Origin of the sequence: Streptomyces sp. NPDC086766 (genome assembly GCF_044746005.1) — a bacterium.
Taxonomy (GTDB): domain Bacteria; phylum Actinomycetota; class Actinomycetes; order Streptomycetales; family Streptomycetaceae; genus Streptomyces.
The window spans coordinates 463355-481239 of the sequence record NZ_JBIVBI010000005.1; the positions used below are offsets into that span (position 1 = coordinate 463355).

Sequence of the window (17885 nt, forward strand, 5' to 3'; positions counted from 1 at the left end):
CCTCCCGCGGGTGAATCGGGGTGACTCCCAGGTGTGCTGTCCCGGGACGGCACATCTAGCCCTCCAGCAACCGCTGCCCCACGTACTCCCCCGCGGCCGCCCCGCCCGGCACCGCGAACAGGCCGCTCGCCTCGTGCCGGACGAACCGCGACAGCGCGTCCCCGCGGTCGAGCTTGCGCTGCACCGGCACGAAGCCGCGCGACGGGTCGGCCTGCCAGCAGATGAAGAGCAGCCCCGCGTCGGGGACGCCGTCCGCGTCGAAGCCGTCGTGGTAGGAGAACGGGCGGCGGAGCATGGCCGCGCCCCCGTTCTGGTCGGGGCGGGTGATCCGGGCGTGCGCGTCGACGGGCACGACCAGGTCGCCCTTCGCGTCCGTCTTCTCCAGGTCCATCGGGGTCGTCTCGGTGCCCCCGCTCAGCGGCGCCCCGTCGGACTTCCGGCGCCCGATGACGTGCTCCTGCGCGGTGCGGGAGAGCTTCTCCCAGTCGTCGAGCAGCATCCGGATACGGCGGACCACGGCGTAGGAGCCGCCCGCCATCCAGTCCGGCTCGCCGCCCTCGGGGACGAAGACGCGCCGGTCGAAGTCGGGATCGGCCGGCTTGGGGTTGCGGGTGCCGTCGATCTGGCCCATCAGGTTGCGGGCCGTCATCGGGTGCGCGGTGGCGCCCGGGGAGCGGTTGAAGCCGTTCATCTGCCAGCGGAGACGGGCGGCACCGCCCGCGTCCTTCTGGATCGCGCGCAGGGCGTGGAAGGCGACCAGGGCGTCGTCGGCGCCGATCTGCACCCACAGGTCGCCGTTGCTGCGGGCCTTGTCGAGCCGGTCGGCGGAGAAGTCGGGCAGCGGGTCCAGGGCCGCCGGCCGCCGCTCCCGCAGGTCCGTCCGGTCGAAGAAGCCGTGGCCGAAGCCGAACGTGATCGTCAGCGACGACGGGCCCGCGTCCCGCGCGACGTCGGTGTCGCCGGATGCGGCCGCCTCGCCCGCCATGAGCCGTTCGGCCGTCGCCGACCAGCGGCGCAGCAGGGCGGCCGCCTCCTTGCGGCCCGCCCCCGCGGCCAGGTCGAAAGCGACCAGATGGCCGCGGGCCTGGAGGGCGTCGGTGATGCCGGGCTGATGTTTCCCGTGAAACATCGCCCGGCCGGAGCCGAGCGAGGTGAGCGGAACGGCGCCGGACGGCGCGGCCGCGTACCCCACGGCCCCGCCCGCCGCCCCGAGGACCAGGCCGGTGGCTCCGGCGGTGCCGAGCAGCCGACGGCGGGAGAGGCCCGCTCCGGCAGGGACGTGCCCACGCGGGCCGGCCGCGGTCGAGGAGTCCCGGGAGGGGGCGGCGGGGGAGTCCTGGGAGGTGGCTCCCGGGGTGGACTGGTCAGCCATGGTGGGGTTCAGCCGATCTGCGCGTTCTTGGTGACGGTCGCCTGGTCGATGTCGGAGGTCCGTACGGTCACGGCGATCTTCCAGTCGCCGGCCATGGGGATCTGCACGCCGCTCGCCGCCCAGTGTCCGGTGGTGATGTGGTCGGGGGCCACGGGGAGCGGCCCGAGCTTCTTCGCGGTCAGGGTGAGGGCGACCTTCACCTCGGGGACGTCGAAGGCCCGGCCGTTCGGGCGCTGGACATAGACGTGCATCTCGTTGCCGCCCACGCGCGCGGGGTCGAGGTCGAGGCGTACGACGCCCTTGCCGTCCCGGCCGCCGGTGTCGAACGGCATGTCCAGGGTCACGGCTCCCGCGGAGGACGACGCCGAGGAGGATCCCGAGGACGAGGAGGCGGCCTCGGCCGCCTCCGCGGTACGGCCCGGCTCGGTCTGGGTGAGCACGGTGGTCACGGCGAGCAGGACGACGGCCACCGCCGCCTCCGCGAGCACCGAGCGGCGCAGTCCGAACCGGTTCGGGTCGGCGTCCCGCAGCCGCTTGCGCCGCGCGGTGTCGACGGCGGCCCGCTGACGCGCGAGCTGCGCGGCCCGCCGCGAGTCGCCGTCGGCGCACACGTCCCCGCCGTCCCGCGCATCGGCCTGCGGGGAGTCGCCGTCCACCGCAGCCCTGGTGTCCGCCGTAGCCGTGGCGTCCGCCGCAGCCCCCGCGTCCGCCTTCGTCACCGCCGCCTGCCGGACTCCCGCGGGCTCCTTCTCCTTCCCCTCCTCCTGCTCGTTCTCCCCCGCGCGAGGGGTCGCCGCCGCGGAGGCCGTCACCGTCCCCGCCAGGCGACCCGTCCACCGCCGTGAGGTCCACGCGATGCCGACCAGCAGCACCACGAGGCAGATCTTGGCGAGCAGCAGCTGTCCGTAGCGGGTGCCGGTGAGGGCCGGCCAGGAGCCGACCTGGCGCCAGGACTGGTAGGTCCCGGTGGCGACCAGCGCCAGCACCGACGCGAAGGCGACCCTGGAGAAGCGGCGTACCGCCGAGGTGGGGAGCGAGGTGTCCGCGGGGGCCCGGTACAGCGCGACGAGGAGCGCGGCGAGTCCGCCGAGCCAGGCGGCGACGGCCAGCAGGTGGACGACGTCGACGGGCATGGCGATCCCCGGCTGGAGGCCGGTCGAGGCGTGCTCGGCCAGCGCCCAGCTCGCCGCGAGCCCGGCCGCGACGACACCGCCGCCCACGGCGAGCCCGAAGGCCAGATCGCGCTTCTCGTCGTCCTCCCGCTTGTCGTACGCCCCGAACAGCACCGCGATGAACAGCGCGGCGGCGGCGAGCAGCAGCAGCCGGGAGACGAGGGCCGCGCCCGTCTTGGTCTGGAGCACCTGCCCGAGGAGGTCCAGGTCCAGGACGTCCCCGGCCTTTCCGGTGGTGGTGTACGCGCCGCGCAGGAGCAGCAGCGCGAGGGTGGCCGCGGTGAGCGCGACCCAGCCCGAGACCACGAGCCGCTGCACCGCCCGCACCCCCGACCCGCGCTGCCAGCAGGCCAGCACGAAGGCGGCGCCGCCCACCAGGACGACGAAGCCGGCGTACGACACGTACCGCCCGATCCCGTAGAGCACGCCGACCGGGCCGCCGCCGACGTTCTGGCCGTCGACGGGCACGGAGGTGCTGGAGGGGGCGCCGACGGAGAAGGTGTACGCCCCGCCGACGGGATGGCTGTCGTCCGAGACCACCTGGTAGGCGACGGTGTAGGTGCCGTCGGACAGCCCGCCGCGCAGCCGCACGGCGTACGTCGTCCCGCTCACCTCGATCGGGCTGCCGGTGTCGACGCGCTCGCCGCGGGGGTCGAGCACGCGCAGCGAGCCGTCGTTCAGGGCGACCTTCTCGGAGAAGGTCAGTGACACCTGGGTGGGCGCCTTGCCGACCACCACCCCCTGCTGGGGGTCGCTGCCGGTCAGCGCGGCGTGCGCCGAGGCCGGCGCGGCGCCCGCGAGCAGCGCGCCGGCGACGGCGAGGAGCAGCAGCATCACGGCCCGGACTCGGGGGACGATGGTCGGCGTCACGGTGGTCCTTCCTCAGTGTCCGGTCGTGGGGTTGTACGTGGCGGGCTTCACCGGTATCTCAACCGTGACGGTGCCGGACTCGGCGAAGTGCAGCCGTACGGGGACCTTCTGGCCCTGCCGCGGCCGGCGCTTCAGGTCCTCGAACATCAGATGGGTGCCGCCGCTGCGCAACACGAGCCTGCCGTGGGCGGGGACGGCGAGCCGGCCGGCCTCCTCCATCGCCCCTCCGGCCGTGCGGTGCACGGTGACGCTGCCCGCGATGTCACTGGTGACGGAGGTGAGTTCGTCCCGTGCGCCGCCCTTGTTGACGACGGTGAGGAAACCGGCCGCCATGGTGTCCGAGACCGGCTGGGGCATGTAGGCGGCGGCGACGGACAGTTCGGCCTTGCCGCCGCCGGAGTCCGGGGCGCCGCAGCCCGCCAGCGCGGCGGAGCCCACGGTCACGGCCACGGCCAGGGAGACGGCTCCGGCCGCCGGGGGCGGACGCCTCACGGGTTCTCCCCCTTGACGATCTTGGGGAGGTCCCTGGTGTAGTCGTCGACGGTGGTGTCCTCGCCGTAGAGGAGGTACCCGCCGTCGGTCTTCGGCGAGAAGGCGACGACCTGGGTGCCGTGCACGGAGGCGAGCTTGCCGTTCTTGTCCTTGTGGGTCGGCTCGATGGAGATGCCGAGGGTGCGGGCGCCGGCCTGGATGGTGGCGAAGTCGCCGGTGAGGCCGATGAAGCGGGGATCGATGCCCTTGAGCCACTTGCCGAGTTCGGCGGGGGTGTCGCGCGCCGGGTCGGTGGTGACGAACACCACGCGCAGCTTGTCCTGTTCGGCCTGGGGCAGCGCCTTCTTGGCGACCGCGATGTTGTTCATCGTCAGCGGGCAGACGTCGGGGCAGTGGGTGTAACCGAAGTAGATCAGCGTCGGCCGGCCCGCGGTCTCCTTGCGGAGGTCGTACTTCCTGCCGTGGGTGTCGGTGAGCACCAGGTCCGGCTTCTCGAACGGCTTGTCGAGGACGGTCGCGGCCTTCCGCGAGGTGTCCTCGGAGACGACCGAGACGGGGCTCTGGCCGGTGTCGCCGCTGCCGCAGGCGGAGAGGGTCATCGTGGCGGCGGCGAGCAGCGCGGCCGCGGCGAACGTCTTGTTGCGCATAGAAAAATGTCCCAGATGTGAGAACTCCGGCGCGCACCGGGGGCTTGAGCCAGGGGCGTACGACCCCGGCGCGCGTCGCGGACGAGCGGATCAGGTGGTGGTGCGCCTGCGGCCGGCGAGCACGCCGTAGGCGACTCCGGCCGCGCCGACGACGATCCCGGCGATGCCGAGGACGCGGGCCGTGGTGTCGCTGCCGCCCTTCGGGGCGGAGGTGTCGGCGGCGGCGTTCTCCGCGGTCGCCTCGCCGTCGTCGGAGGCGCCCGCGGCGGCCGTGCCGTGGTGGTCGCCGGTCGCGGCGGCCAGCTCCAGCACCGGCGCCGGGTTGTCCGGCTCGGCCTGGCCCTCCTGGGGCACCTCGATCCAGCGCACGACCTCGTTGTCGGAGTACGTCTGGAGCGCCTTGAAGACGAGCCTGTCGGTGTCCTCGGGCAGGGCGCCGAGCGAGACCGGGAACTTCTGGAAGAAGCCCGGTTCGATGCCCTTGCCGTCGGCGGTCCAGGTGACCTTGGTGACGGCCTCGGAGATCTTCTCGCCGTGCAGGTCCAGCGGCTTGGCGAGCTTGGACTTGGTGACCTTGACGGTCCAGCCGTCCATCGGCTGCGGCATCACCGAGGCCAGCGGGTGGTCGGCCGGGAAGTTGACCTCGAGCCGGGTGGTGGAGGCGTCGTCGCGCTCGTTGGGGACCTTGAAGTCGACGACGGTGTAACCGCCCTTGGCGGGCGTGGTCTCGGGCTGCACGCCGACGTGCGCGAACGCGGGCGTGGCCAGGGCGGTCAGGGCGAGCACGGCCGCCCCGGCGACGGCGGCGGCAGTGGTGGGACGAGAGGCCTTCATGGCAGGAAGCACTCCACTTCGAGTGGGTTCGTCGGGTTCCGTTGGTCAGGAGGAACGCGCGTGCGCGGGGGCGGCCGGCGGTGCGGCTCCCGGGAAGCGGGCACGCGTGCGTGCCGCACGACGGCGGCCGCTGTCCTCCGGCGGAACTCCGCTCGGTGGAGGCTGGTCGCGTCGCGTCAGGCGGCGAGGGTGAGGAAGGGGGCGGCGGGCGGGCCGCGCCGGATCACCGAGTGCTGGAGTGCGGTGGTGGTGGGTGCCGGGGGCACCGGGTGGGGGGTGCGGCGGCAGTGCGGGCCCGCCTCGGGCGCGGTGGGCAGTCCGGCGCGCAGGGCCCGCGCCAGGGCGAGCGCCGCGCGCAGGGACCGTACCGACGCCGTGTCGGCTACCTCGTGCGCCGACAGCCGGATGAGCCGCAGCAGGGCCAGGTCGCCGCGGCGCAGCAGCCAGCCCGCGGCGAGCGCGGCGAGGACGTGGCCGAGCAGCATGGGCAGCGACGGCAGCAGCGAGACCGCCGGGTCGGTGGCGGGCAGGGCGTGCGCCGGGTGGTGCATGGCCGCCGGGGCGGGGCCGGCGTAGATCCGCGCGTCGACGAGGATCCGGTAGGCCTGGGTGGGACTGATCGCGGCTGCGGTCGTACCGCAGACGAGCCGGGCGGCCCGCTCCACGAGGGCGGCGTCGGACATCGCGGGCATGGAGCCCATCGATCCCATGGACGTCATCGGGCCCGTCGCGCCCGCGGATCCCGGCATCGCACCGCCGGAGGCCGCTGCTCCCGTGCCGTGCTGGGCCAGCCCGAACAGGGTGTGCAGCACGGTCTGGCCGACCGCGAGCAGCGCCGCGATCCCCGGCAGCGAGCGCGTACGTCCGGCGAGCGGCGCCACGACGACGAGCGCCCCCAGGAACCCGGCGCCCAGGCTCCACAGCGGGACCGTGGCGCACGAGGCCAGCGTGTGACCGCCCGCGGCCAGCACGACGCAGACCGCGGCGAACATCGCGGCCCGCAGGATCCGGAGGTCGCCTCCGGCGTGCGCCGTGCGCGGGTGGGGGGCAGTCATGGCGGCCCCATCATCCCACCGGGCCTCCGCGTTCCGTACGGCAGGTCCGCAAGATGACGTACGACCGGAAGGTCCCGGTCTGCCACCACAGGCACGCACATACACCGATTCCCTTCCGGCCGCATCCGCCGATCGGGCGGCCATGCATCGGAAATGTGCTTACGGCGGTCAACCCGGGGCAATACGTAACGGTATGTCGAGCCGCAGCCGGGAGGCTGGAGCATGAGCATCTGGTGGTCCATCCATCTGCGTCGCGATGCTGCGAGCGTTCCGCTCGCCCGGCGGCTTCTGCTCGGCACGATGGAGACCGCGGGCGTCGACCCCGACATCTCCTACGACCTGTCCGTCGCCCTGAGCGAGGCCTGCGCGAACGCCGTCGAGCACGGCGGCGACGGCGACTCCGCGGAGGCCTACCGCGTCACCGCCTACCTCGACGGCGAGAAGTGCCGTATCGAGGTGGCCGACTCGGGTCCCGGCTTCCGGCCGCCCAGCCGCCCCCTCCCGGTCCGGGTCGCCTCCGTCGAGGACGAGCACGGGCGGGGCCTGTTCCTCATCCAGGCGCTCGCCGACCACGTCCACATCGGCGGCAAGCCCGGACTGGGCGGGACCGTGGTGTCCTTCGACAAGCTCCTCAAGTGGCGCGAGGACGCGCCGCTCATCGCGGTCTGACGCACCCTCCCCCGGCCCGCCGGCGGCTCGCGCCGCCCCCGGCCGTCCGACGAGCCCCGCTCCTGGCCGCGTCTCCGCCGCTCCCGGCCGTCCGGCGCACGACCGGCCGCGGGCCGTACGGCGACCGCCCCCGATCAGCCGAGGACCCGCACCGGTTCGCCCGCGAGGTAGGCCAGGACGTCCTCCACCGCCTGCCCGTAGTAGCGGGCGTAGTTGGCGCGGGAGACATAGCCCAGGTGCGGGGTGGCCAGCAGGCGCGGGGCGGTGCGCATCGGATGACCCGCGGGCAGCGGCTCGGTGTCGAAGACGTCGACGCCCGCGCCCGCGATACGGCCCTCGCGCAGGGCGGCGAGCAGGGCGTCCTGGTCGACGATCGCGGCCCGCGAGGTGTTGACCAGGTAGGCGGTCGGCTTGAGCAGGGCGAGTTCGGCGGCGCCCAGCAGACCGCGGGTCCGCTCGCTCAGCGCCAGGTGGACGGAGACGAAGTCGTTTTCGGCGAGCAGTTCCTCCTTGGAGGAGGCCCGCCGCACGCCGACCTCGGCCGCGCGCTCCGCGGTGAGGTTCCGGCTCCAGGCGCGCACCTCCATGCCGAAGGCGAGACCGACCCGCGCCACCCGGCCGCCGATCCTGCCCAGCCCGAGCAGGCCGAGCCGGCGGCCCTCCAGGTCGGCCCCGACGGTGGACTGCCAGGGGCCGCCCGCGCGCAGGGAGTTGCCCTCCTCGACGATGCCGCGGGCGAGGCCGAGCAACAGGGCCCAGGTGAGTTCGGCAGGCGGGGCCGAGGAGCTCTCGGTGCCGCACACGGTCACCCCGGCCGCCCGGGCGGCGGCGAGGTCGATCACCGAGTTGCGCATCCCGGAGGCGACCAGCAGCCTCAGCCGGGGCAGCCGGCCGAGCAGCGAGGCGGGGAAGGGCACCCGCTCGCGCAGGGTCACCACGATGTCGAAGTCCGCCAGAGCCGCGGCGAGTTCGTCCTCGGATCCGAAGTGGCCGGTGAAGGGGACGACCTCCACCCGGCCGTCGAGCGGCGACCAGTCGGCGACGGTGGTCGCCACGTTCTGGTAGTCGTCGATTACGGCGCACCGCAGTCGCATGTCAGTTCCCCTCCAGGACCTTCGCCAGTACCTCCAGCGCCTCCGGGTACACCCTCTCGCGGGGCGTCCCGTAGCCGACGACCAGTCCCTGCGGGCGGTCCCCGCCCGGGGTGTGCCAGTGGTCGCCGAGCCGTCCGAGCGCGAGCCCCTCGGCCTCCGCCCGGGCCAGCACCCCGGCCTCGTCGGTGACGTCCACCAGGGCGTGCAGGCCGGCCGCGATCCCCCGCACCCGCCGGCGTCCGCCCAGCCGGGCGACGAGCTGGTCCCGGCGCCGCCGGTAGCGCAGCCTGCACGCGCGCACGTGCCGGTCGTACGCGTGGCTGTCGATGAGCTCGGCGAGCGCCAACTGGCCGATGGTCTCGGTGTGGTGGTCGCTGTGCAGCTTGGCGTCGGCCACCACGTCGACCAGGTGCGGCGGCAGCACCATCCAGCCCAGCCGCAGGGCGGGCCCGAGGCTCTTGGAGGCGGTGCCCAGGTAGGCGACCAGGCCCGGCGCCATGCCCTGGAGCGCGCCGACGGGCTGACGGTCGTAGCGGAACTCCCCGTCGTAGTCGTCCTCGACGATCAGCCCGCCCCGTGAGCGTGCCCAGTCGGTGAGCGCCCGGCGCCGCTCGGGGTGCAGGGTCACGCCCGTCGGGTACTGGTGGGCGGGCGTGACGACCACCGCGTTCTCCTCGCCCAGCTCCTGCGCGCGGGTCCCCCGTTCGTCGACGCGCACCGGCACCACATCGCCGCCGTTGCGGCGCACCACCTCCCGGTGGAAGGGCAGCCCGGGGTCCTCCATGGCGACCTCGCCGCCCTCCAGCACCCGCGTCAGCAGCGCCAGACCCTGCACATACCCGGAGGTGATCACGATGCGCTCCGGCGGCGCGATCACCCCGCGGGCCCGTCCCAGGTAGCCCGACAGCGCCGTGCGCAGCTCGATCCGGCCGCGCGGGTCGCCGTAGTCGTACGCCAGTGAGGGCGCCGTCGCGATGGCGCGGCGCAGCGCCCGCAGCCAGGCCGCCGCCGGGAACGCCCCGACGTCCGGGCTGCCGGGCCGCAGATCCAGCCGGGGCGCACGCGCGCGGGCCGCCGCGCCGGGCTCCTCCGCGTCGACGCTCGGCAGCGCGGCGACCCGGGTGCCCGAGCCCTGCCGCGCCGTCAGATAACCCTCGGCGACGAGCTGGTCGTACGCGGCCTTCGCGGTGCCGCGCGAGACGCCCAGCTCGCCCGCGAGCCGCCGGGTGGCGGGCAGCCGCGTCCCGGGCGTCAGCCGCCCGTCCCGTACGGCGTCCCGCAGCGCCCGCTCCAGTCCCGCCCGCCGGCCCGCCGCCGCGTCCGGCTCGAGATGCAGGTCCACCCCGACACCGGACCAGAAGTCGTCCACGATCCCCCCACGTGAAGAACGCGCCCCGAAAGGAGCGCGGAAAGGTGCGTACGCGGCCCGGCCGCGCGCACGCGGGCGGCCGTCCGGACGCCCGCAGACGAGTGGCCGGGCACCTCCCCGGTACCCGGCCACCGCCGTGACGTCAGCCCTTCAGGGACGCCATCCATGCCTCGACCTCGTCCGACCGGCGAGGCAGCCCGGCGGACAGGTTCCGGTTGCCGTCCTCCGTGACCAGGATGTCGTCCTCGATGCGGACGCCGATGCCGCGGTACTCCTCCGGCACGGTCAGGTCGTCCGCCTGGAAGTAAAGGCCCGGCTCGACGGTGAGGACCATGCCCGGCTCCAGGGTGCCGTCCACGTACGTCTCGGTCCGCGCGGCGGCGCAGTCGTGGACGTCCATGCCGAGCATGTGGCCGGTGCCGTGCAGCGTCCAGCGGCGCTGCAGGCCGAGCTCCAGGACCCGCTCGACCGGGCCCTCGACCAGACCCCACTCGACGAGCCGCTCGGCGAGCACGTGCTGCGCGGCGTCGTGGAAGTCGCGGTACTTGGCGCCCGGCCGGACGGCCTCGATCCCGGCCTCCTGGGCCTCGTACACGGCGTCGTAGATCTTCTTCTGGATCTCGCTGTAGGCGCCGTTGACCGGCAGCGTGCGCGTGACGTCGGCGGTGTAGAGCGAGTGGGTCTCCACGCCGGCGTCCAGCAGGAGCAGGTCGCCGGAGCGGACCGGGCCGTCGTTGCGCACCCAGTGCAGGGTGCAGGCGTGCGGGCCGGCGGCGGCGATGGTGCCGTAGCCGACGTCGTTGCCCTCCACGCGCGCGCGGAGGAAGAAGGTGCCCTCGACGTAGCGCTCGGACGTGGCCTCGGCCTTGTCGAGGACCTTCACCACGTCCTCGAAGCCGCGCACGGTGGAGTCGACGGCCTTCTGCAGCTCGCCGACCTCGAAGTCGTCCTTGACCAGCCGCATCTCGGAGAGGAAGACCCGCAGTTCCTCGTCGCGCTCGGCGGTGACCTTGTCGGTCAGCGCCTTCTCGACGCCGGCGTCGTGACCGCGCACCACGCGGACCGGGCCGGTGGCCTCGCGCAGGCTGTCCGCCAGTTCGCGCACGTCGGCGGCGGGGATGCCGTAGAGCCGCTCGGCCTCGGTCAGGGAGTGGCGGCGGCCGACCCACAGCTCGCCCTGGCCGGAGAGCCAGAACTCGCCGCTCTCGCGGTCCGAGCGCGGCAGCAGGTGGATCGTCGCGCGGTGGCCGGTCGCGGTCGGCTCCAGCACGAGGACGCCGTCCTCGGTCTGGTCGCCGGTGAGGTACGTGTACTCGACCGACGACCGGAAGGGGTACTCGGTGTCGTTCGACCGGGTCCTGAGGTTGCCCGCGGGGATCACCAGGCGCTCGCCGGGGAAGCGCGCGGAGAGCGCGGCACGGCGGCGGGCGGTGTGCCCGGCCTGCTCGACGGGCTCCAGGCCGCGCAGCTCGGTGTCGGCCCAGCCGCTCCTCATGTTCTCGGCGAGCTCGTCGGACACGCCCGGGTACAGGCCGTTCTTACGCTGCTTGATCGGCTCTTCCGGCTCTGTCTCCGGGCCCGCTGCGTCAGCAGCAGGATCAGACACCGTCGCAGTGAGCTCGTCGGCCACGGTCTTCCTCCTCGATACGGCACTGGACCGCCCCCATCGTACGGTCGGGCGGCGGGGGTGCCGGGCCGGGAAGGGGCCGGTCACGGAGCGCGGCGGCGCGCACACGCCCGGGCGGCGTCCGCCCGGGCGCCGGCCGTCACTCGAAGCGTGCCGCCAGCAGGGCCACGTCCTCCGCGCCGTTCGTGGCGTCCAGGCCCTCCGGCAGGACCGTCCGCAGGACGTGGTCGGCGACGGCCGCCGGGTCGTCGCGCAGCGCCCGCGGAACGCTCGCGGCGGCCGTGCGCAGCCGGGCGAAGGCGCGGTCCACCGGCTCGCCCGTACGGTGCAGCAGCCCGTCGGTGTAGAGCAGCACCGTTTCGCCCGGCTCCACCTCGAACTCCAGGCTCGGCGCCTCCCAGCAGGCGAGCATCCCGAGCGGGGCGGACACCGACGTCTCCACGAACTCGGTGCGCCGGTCGCCGAACAGCAGCGGCGGGCTGTGCCCGGCCCCGGCGAGGGTGATCTTGCCCAGGGAGGGCTCGCAGTAGGCGAACAGGGCGGTGGCGGAGCGGGCGGGCTCGGTCAGCCGCAGCAGCAGTTCGAGGTCGGACAGGACGGCGACGGGGTCCTCGCCCTCCATCACCGCGTACGCCCGCAGCGACGCCCGCAGCCGGCCCATCGCGGCGACCGCGCCGGGCCCCGCCCCGGTGACCGAGCCGACCGCGAGGCCGAGCGCGCCCTCGGGCAGCGGCAGCGCGTCGTACCAGTCGCCGCCGCCGCGCGGGCCGGTGCGGTGCAGGGCCGCGAGCTGGACGCCGGGGACCCGGGGCAGCCGGGAGGGCAGCAGCTCCTCCGACATCGTCCGCAGGCACGCGCGGGTGCGCTCCACCTCCAGCAGCCGGGCCAGGTGCTCGGACGCGTAGCGGACGTACAGTCCGGCGAGATGGCGGCGGCGGTCGGACGGCTCGGCGGGTTCGTCGTAGAACCACACCGCCGCTCCGAGGCGGCCGGCGGACTCGGCGGACAGGGAGAGCGCGTAGCTGGCGGCGTAGCCGAGGCGGGTGGCCACCTCGCGGTGGCGGGGGTCGAGGCCGTCCTCGGCGAACAGGTCGGCGTGCACGATCTCGCCGGCGCCGCCCGGCGGGACGACCCCGGTGCCGAGGAGCGCCCCGTAGGGCAGCGCGCGGCGCGGCACGGTCTCGATGTGCCCGAGGTCCGCGCGGCCCAGGCCCAGGCCGACCGTGGTGCGGGGGCCGAGCCCGTCGCCCGGTTCGAGGACGACGAGGCCGCGCCGGGCACCCACCAGGGCGGCGCCGGCGCGCAGCAGTTCCGCCAGGGCTGCGTCGAGCCCGTTCGTCCGGGCCAGCCGCTCGGTGAGTTCGTGCAGGGTCGTCAGGTCCGAGACCCAGCCCGCGAGCCGGTCCTGGAGCAGTGCTCCCGGCGGGTACGGGGCGGGTGCGGGGTCCGGGCTGTTCGGGGCGGCGGCCTCGGGGGTACCCGGAGCGGCGGACACGGAGGCGACAGTGTGTGCGGGGGTCGGAACCGCTGAATCGATTCCAGCCACTTTCGGAGGGTGAGGGGCGTTCATGGCGTCCGGCTTTCCGACCGGTGCGGATTGCTCAAAAGCATCGCAAAACCCCCATGTCATTCTGCGCCGCCAGCAGTGTCTCCACATGTACACGCACTCGTAAGGGGATGTCCAGCATTGTCCTGCCGGTATTCCTGGTGTCAGAGGGACTCCAGGGGTTCTCCGACGGACCCCTTGCGAAATAGCGAAGTTGGCTTAAAACTGCCTCGGGTAACGGTCTATTGCGGTCGACTGGGTTTGCTCCACGGAGCGTCACAGCGGTCGTGATGGGTACGTACTCGGTGAAGGCCAGGGGTGGTGGGAACCGCCCGGAACCTGGCGACGGACCCGGGCGTCTTAGCCACCGACGACCGTGCCCCATCCTCCGCGGTGGAGGCGGAGAGCAAAACGCGCAACGGCAAAACGCCACGCTCCGCCACCCCACGCCACGCCCATACTTTTGCCGGACGCAGGTAGACGCAGTACGGACGGGGCCGCCGCGGACGCAGCCCACGCTCGACCCACAGGGGTTCCCCGTGCCTGACGGCAGGGGTGTGATGCGCCACCAGGTACGCACAGTGAAGTGATCGACACATGGCGTGATACGACCCACGGTGTTGCCAGCGGTGCAACGGAAAGGACGAGCGCTCATGCGCGAGATCCCCGGAAGGCGACGCAGGCTTCTGTCCCGGCGCAGCGACGGGAGGCCTGAGCAGATCAGCGCGGCCCTGACCTACGCGACACGGTGGCGGTGGCCCGTACTCCCGGGCGTGGCACCGGATCCGCAGGGCCGCGGCCGCTGCGGCTGCCCGGACCCGGAGTGCACGGTGCCCGGCGCGCATCCCTTCGACCCGGGACTCCTGGCCGCCACCACCGACGCCCGCATGGTGCGCTGGTGGTGGGCCAACCGGCCCACCGCGCCGATCGTCCTGGCCACCGGCGGCACGGCCCCGTGCGCCGTCAGCCTGCCGGCCCTCCCGGCCGCCCGCGCCCTCGACGCACTCGACCGCGTCGGCATGCGCCTCGGCCCGGTCGTCGCCTCGCCCACCCGCTGGGCGCTGCTGGTGAAGCCGTACTCCATGGAGCAGTTGGGCGAACTGCTCTACGCCAAGGACTTCGTGCCCGGCTCTCTCCGGTTCCACGGGGAGGGCGGCTACCTCGCCCTGCCCCCCTCCGAGACCGGCACCGGATCGATCCGCTGGGAGCGTGCCCCGCTGCCCGGTTCCGCCTCGCCCTGGGTGCCCGACGTGGAGGCCGTCGTGGACGCCGCGGTGGACGCCCTCACCCGTACGGGTGTGAGCGCCCCCGAGTTGTAGGGGTGCCGGGCGCGCCGGAGGGGTGGGTGGGCCGCGGTCGCTATCTTCCGTTCATGAACCTCCGTCTGCTCGCCCTCCTGGGCGTCGTGACGGGCGCCGTCGTGCTGCCGTTCGCCGTGGCGTCCGCGGGTCCCGTGGACAGCGAGGGCCGCGCCGCCGCCCCGCGTCCGCTGTCGCGAGGCGATGACAAGATGCCGCGCGACGGCCACCGCGTGCCCTCCGGCGACGACGGGGCGCCCTCGAAGGCGCGCACCGCGTCCCCGCTGCTGCTCGGACTCGGCCTGGCCACCGCCGCCCGCTGCGGCCCGGAGGTCACGTCTCCCGGCGGCGTCGAGGCGCAGACCTGTGTACTGACCCAGGGCGAGGACACCTGGGCGCGCGCCTACTACCGCAACGCGACCGGCAAGGCCCTGGACGCGGCCCTGAGTCTGATGGCCCCCGGCGACCGGGCGGTGCAGACGCGCTGCGCGCTGGACGGGAGCGACGAGCCGGGGACGTGCGAGACGCCCCGGGAGCACACCCGGGGGACGCCGGCGGCGTACTCGGCCGTCGCCGAGTTCGCGGCACCCGGCGGGCGCGGGCCGCTGCTGCTGCGTTCCGGCAGCAACTAGGCGGCGGACACGGGCGGTTGAGGTGCCGGATGCGCACCGTGAACACCGATGCGCATGGAAAGACCCGGTTGCTGGCGACGGGGGATGCACCAGCAACCGGGCTAGTGGAACGGTAACAAGAGATCGGCGGTTCGCAAATTCGATCTCGGCTTTCCAGTCATCGCGTGTGCCGCCATTCCGGACACCGACTCCCTTTTCCCGAGCGTGAGTTGTGACCGGTGTCACGCACGCCGGGCGGGTGCTTCGGCTGACCGGCCGGTCAGCCGAAGCCGTGGCTCACGAGCCCGGGACCCGGGTCCGCCGCTCCTGAAACGGAAAGGCGGCGTCCGTGGGCCGGAGGCCGCAGAGCGGCCTCCGTGGACCCCGAACCGGCGGTCAGCTGAGCGTGACCTGACGGTTGGTCAGACCGCCCCGCGCCCGGCGCTCCTCCGCGGTCAGCGGCGCCTCGGTGGCCAGGGCGGCGGCCAGCCGCTCGGCGAACTCGGCGGCCGGCTTCTCCACGTCCTCCGCGCCGACTCCGCTCGGCAGGTCCCAGACCGGCACCGTCAGACCGTGCGCGCGGAACGAGCCCACGAGGCGGGTGCCCTCGCCCAGGCTCGAACGGCCCGCCGCGTGCAGGCGCGCCAGGGCGTCCAGCAGCTGCTCCTCCGGGTGCGGCATGACCCAGCGCAGGTGGTTCTTCTCCGGCGTCTCGCACCAGTAGGCGGCGTCCACGCCCTGCAGGCGCACCGTCGGGATGGCCGCGGCGTTGGCCCGCTCCAGGGAGGCGGTGACCTCCGGCGTCGCGTGCTCCGCGTCCGGCACCCAGAACTCGAAGCCCTCGTGCACATCCGGCTCGAAGGGGGCCTTCGGGTCCAGCAGGTCCTGCAGCCGCGGTCCGTCGGCCGGGGCGCGGCGCCCCTGCACCGGCGTGCCCGGCTCGGCCTCCAGGGCCTGCTGGAGCGTGTCGGCGAGGTCGCGGCTGATGTCGCCGGACGCCGTGTCGTTCTGCAGGCCGAGCAGGACCGAGCCGTCGTCGCGGCGCAGCGCCGGCCAGGCCATCGGCAGGACCGTGGCCAGCGTGACGGACGGGACGCCCTCGGGCAGGTCCTCCCGGAGCGTCAGCCGGACCGTGGCGGCGGGGACGAGCTCGCGCAGCGCCACCCAGTCGCACTCGCCGGGGAGACCCTCGAACGGCCGTCGCACCAGCTCGGTGGCCGCGTGCGCGGCGGCCCGGCCGTGGCAGGCCTTGTAACGGCGCCCGCTGCCGCAGGGGCAGGGCTCGCGGGCGCCGACGACCGGGATCTCTCCGTCCGTGAGCTGCGGGCGCTTGGCCTTCGTCTGGGGTCGCTTCTTGGCCATCTGGCTGTCTCCCGGTTACGGCTCGTCTCGTACGGCGGGAGCCTAGCCGTTCAGGCCATCAGCGACGGGATCCTGTGGACAACGCACCGACGGTGGACAACTCGTCCGGCGGTGGGTGAGGGGGCGCGGCGGTGAACAGCGGCGGCCGGCGGCGCCTCGCCTCGACCTCGAACGTCATTTGTCCCCGGATGTCGTCTCGTCCCCGGGTGTCGCTGCGCTTCCGGGCGTCGCCTCAGTCCAGGTCGTCGAAGGCGTCCGCGAAGCTCAGCTCCGGTATCGCCGACACCGGCGGGGCGGTGACGCGCGTAGCGAAGTCGTCGCGGCGGTGTCCGGCGTCGGGATCGTGCACGTCGTCGTGGACCACGACCCACACCGTGACCTCGCCGCGGACGTCGTCGCGCACCCCCCAGTCGTCGGCGAGGGCGGTGATGATGTTGAGCCCGCGGCCGCCGTGCGCGGTGACCGAGGGGGTGGCCGGGGCCGGGCGGGTCGGTCCGCCGCCGTCCGTCACCTCGACGACCAGCCGGCCGCCGGTGTCCACGCGCCACGCGGCCCGGATGGCGCCGTCGCCGGTCAGGGCGCCGCCCAGGGGCCTCCCGTGCTTGCAGGCGTTGCTGAGAAGTTCGGAAAGGATCAGTACGGCGTCGTCGATGACCGGTTCCGCCACGCCATCGCCGCGCAACTGCTCACGCATCCGGTGTCTTGCTGCCCCCACGCCCGCAGGGCCATGGGGTACGGCCATGCTCGACGACGCGGGCACCTCCTGTGCCACCACCAACGCCACCCCCGAGACCTCCTTCGCCCCACGCCACGGTGTGGATGCCCCATTGGCCTGAACCGGAAACCGGCCAATCCCCGTCCGGTGACGCACTGGCAACGGTCGAACACGCTCCGAACGCGCCGGAGCACTCCCTGTCATGGTGTGGCTGGATTGCTGCGGTGTGGCCGATTCCGGAGGATGGTGCAGTACGGCCCCCGGGTCAAGGGGTGCGGCCGATCAGCGGCCGAGCTGATGCAGAACCGCGCGCGGCCGGTTGGTGATGATGGCGTCGATGCCCAGGTCGAGGCAGAGGTCGACGTCCTCGGGGTCGTTCACGGTCCACACGTGCACCCGGTGCCCGGCCCGCTGCAGCCGCTCGATGTAGGCCGGATACTTGCGCACGATCCGGACGGAGGGCCCCGCGATCCGGACGCCCGCCGGAAGGCGCCCGTCCCGGAGCCGGGGCGAGACGAACTGCATCAGGTAGACCGTCGGCAGCGTCGGCGAGGCCGCCTGTACCCGGTGCAGCGAGCGCGCCGAGAAGCTCATGACGCGCACCTGGGACTCCTCGGCGGAGGCCGGGGCGTCCAGGCCGAACCGTTTCAGTAGCAACAGCAGCCGCTCCTCGACCTGCCCCGCCCAGCGCGTGGGGTGCTTGGTCTCGATCGCCAGCTCCACCCGGCGCCCGGAGTCGGCGACGAGCTCGAGCAGCCGCTCCAGGGTGAGCACGGCGGTCTCCTGGGGGTCCTCGGGGCGCACCTCCCAGTCCGGTTCCTCGTCCCGGCCGCGCCGGGAGGCGCGCGCCGGCCAGGAGCCGAAGTCCAGCGCGGTCAGGTCGGCGAGCTCCAGGGCCGACACGGCTCCGCGGCCGTTGGACGTACGGTTGACACGACGGTCGTGGACACAGACCAGGTGGCCGTCCGCGGTGAGGCGTACGTCGCATTCAAGGGCGTCCGCGCCGTCCTCGATGGCCTTCTTGTAGGCGGCCAGCGTGTGCTCGGGGGCGTCCTCGGAGGCTCCGCGGTGGGCGACGACTTGAATGGGGTGCTGCTGCCGTGCGTGGGTCACGGCGTCATGGTGCCACCGCTCGGGGGTACGCGTGACGGC

16 protein-coding genes are annotated in these 17885 nt (G+C 74.0%); 3 read left to right on the forward strand and 13 right to left on the reverse strand.

All coding sequences use genetic code 11. From position 1 onward, the window contains the following. Positions 1-55: 55 nt before the first annotated feature. The 6 genes from efeB to ACIPM1_RS12750 form a co-directional block, all read right to left on the reverse strand. Positions 56-1372 carry an iron uptake transporter deferrochelatase/peroxidase subunit gene (efeB, locus tag ACIPM1_RS12725; RefSeq protein ID WP_402432785.1) on the reverse strand — a complete coding sequence of 439 codons (1317 nt, stop codon included), beginning with the start codon at positions 1370-1372 and terminating at the stop codon, positions 56-58. 8 nt (positions 1373-1380) lie between these two features. Continuing rightward, the gene (locus ACIPM1_RS12730) at positions 1381-3414 is read right to left on the reverse strand and encodes a copper resistance CopC/CopD family protein (protein ID WP_402432788.1); all 2034 of its coding nucleotides are present in this window, start codon (positions 3412-3414) and stop codon (positions 1381-1383) included. Positions 3415-3426: 12 nt separating this feature from the next. Further along, positions 3427-3906, reverse strand: coding sequence for a copper chaperone PCu(A)C (locus ACIPM1_RS12735; protein WP_402432791.1), 480 nt, complete (start codon positions 3904-3906; stop codon positions 3427-3429). Then, positions 3903-4553: an SCO family protein gene (locus ACIPM1_RS12740; protein ID WP_402432795.1), complete on the reverse strand. Its 651-nt coding sequence runs from the start codon at positions 4551-4553 to the stop codon at positions 3903-3905. The genes ACIPM1_RS12735 and ACIPM1_RS12740 overlap by 4 nt, the downstream gene beginning before the upstream one ends. Before the next feature lie 90 nt (positions 4554-4643). Continuing rightward, a complete protein-coding gene (locus ACIPM1_RS12745) occupies positions 4644-5387 on the reverse strand; it encodes a YcnI family protein (protein ID WP_402432799.1) in 744 nt (247 codons plus the stop codon). A 176-nt stretch (positions 5388-5563) separates the two neighbouring features. Then, positions 5564-6442: a hypothetical protein gene (locus tag ACIPM1_RS12750; protein ID WP_402432802.1), complete on the reverse strand. Its 879-nt coding sequence runs from the start codon at positions 6440-6442 to the stop codon at positions 5564-5566. Positions 6443-6664: 222 nt separating this feature from the next. On the opposite strand from ACIPM1_RS12750, the gene ACIPM1_RS12755 reads away from it, so the two are divergent. After that, a complete protein-coding gene (locus tag ACIPM1_RS12755; RefSeq protein ID WP_402432805.1) occupies positions 6665-7111 on the forward strand; it encodes an ATP-binding protein in 447 nt (148 codons plus the stop codon). A 134-nt stretch (positions 7112-7245) separates the two neighbouring features. Here ACIPM1_RS12755 and ACIPM1_RS12760 read toward each other — a convergent pair whose 3' ends face one another. From ACIPM1_RS12760 to ACIPM1_RS12775, 4 genes are all read right to left on the reverse strand, one after another. Continuing rightward, a complete protein-coding gene (locus ACIPM1_RS12760; protein WP_402432809.1) occupies positions 7246-8205 on the reverse strand; it encodes a D-2-hydroxyacid dehydrogenase family protein in 960 nt (319 codons plus the stop codon). 1 nt (position 8206) lies between these two features. Beyond that, positions 8207-9574: a PLP-dependent aminotransferase family protein gene (locus ACIPM1_RS12765; RefSeq protein WP_402432811.1), complete on the reverse strand. Its 1368-nt coding sequence runs from the start codon at positions 9572-9574 to the stop codon at positions 8207-8209. Positions 9575-9716: 142 nt separating this feature from the next. Then, the gene (locus tag ACIPM1_RS12770; RefSeq protein WP_402432814.1) at positions 9717-11204 is read right to left on the reverse strand and encodes an aminopeptidase P family protein; all 1488 of its coding nucleotides are present in this window, start codon (positions 11202-11204) and stop codon (positions 9717-9719) included. Positions 11205-11340: 136 nt separating this feature from the next. Then, positions 11341-12696, reverse strand: coding sequence for a PP2C family protein-serine/threonine phosphatase (locus tag ACIPM1_RS12775; RefSeq protein WP_402432817.1), 1356 nt, complete (start codon positions 12694-12696; stop codon positions 11341-11343). A gap of 704 nt (positions 12697-13400) precedes the next feature. On the opposite strand from ACIPM1_RS12775, the gene ACIPM1_RS12780 reads away from it, so the two are divergent. Beyond that, positions 13401-14066: a bifunctional DNA primase/polymerase gene (locus tag ACIPM1_RS12780; RefSeq protein WP_356181205.1), complete on the forward strand. Its 666-nt coding sequence runs from the start codon at positions 13401-13403 to the stop codon at positions 14064-14066. A 53-nt stretch (positions 14067-14119) separates the two neighbouring features. Then, positions 14120-14677 carry a hypothetical protein gene (locus ACIPM1_RS12785; RefSeq protein WP_402432822.1) on the forward strand — a complete coding sequence of 186 codons (558 nt, stop codon included), beginning with the start codon at positions 14120-14122 and terminating at the stop codon, positions 14675-14677. Between the two features lie 375 nt (positions 14678-15052). Here the strand turns inward: ACIPM1_RS12785 and ACIPM1_RS12790 are convergent, their stop codons facing one another. From ACIPM1_RS12790 to ACIPM1_RS12800, 3 genes are all read right to left on the reverse strand, one after another. Continuing rightward, positions 15053-16018, reverse strand: coding sequence for a DUF5926 family protein (locus ACIPM1_RS12790; protein WP_402432825.1), 966 nt, complete (start codon positions 16016-16018; stop codon positions 15053-15055). 232 nt (positions 16019-16250) lie between these two features. Continuing rightward, on the reverse strand, positions 16251-16889 hold the full coding sequence (locus ACIPM1_RS12795; RefSeq protein ID WP_402432828.1) for an ATP-binding protein: 639 nt from the start codon (positions 16887-16889) through the stop codon (positions 16251-16253). 126 nt (positions 16890-17015) lie between these two features. Next, complete coding sequence (locus tag ACIPM1_RS12800) at positions 17016-17846, reverse strand: glycerophosphodiester phosphodiesterase (protein ID WP_356181193.1); 831 nt, start codon at positions 17844-17846, stop codon at positions 17016-17018. Positions 17847-17885: the final 39 nt, after the last annotated feature.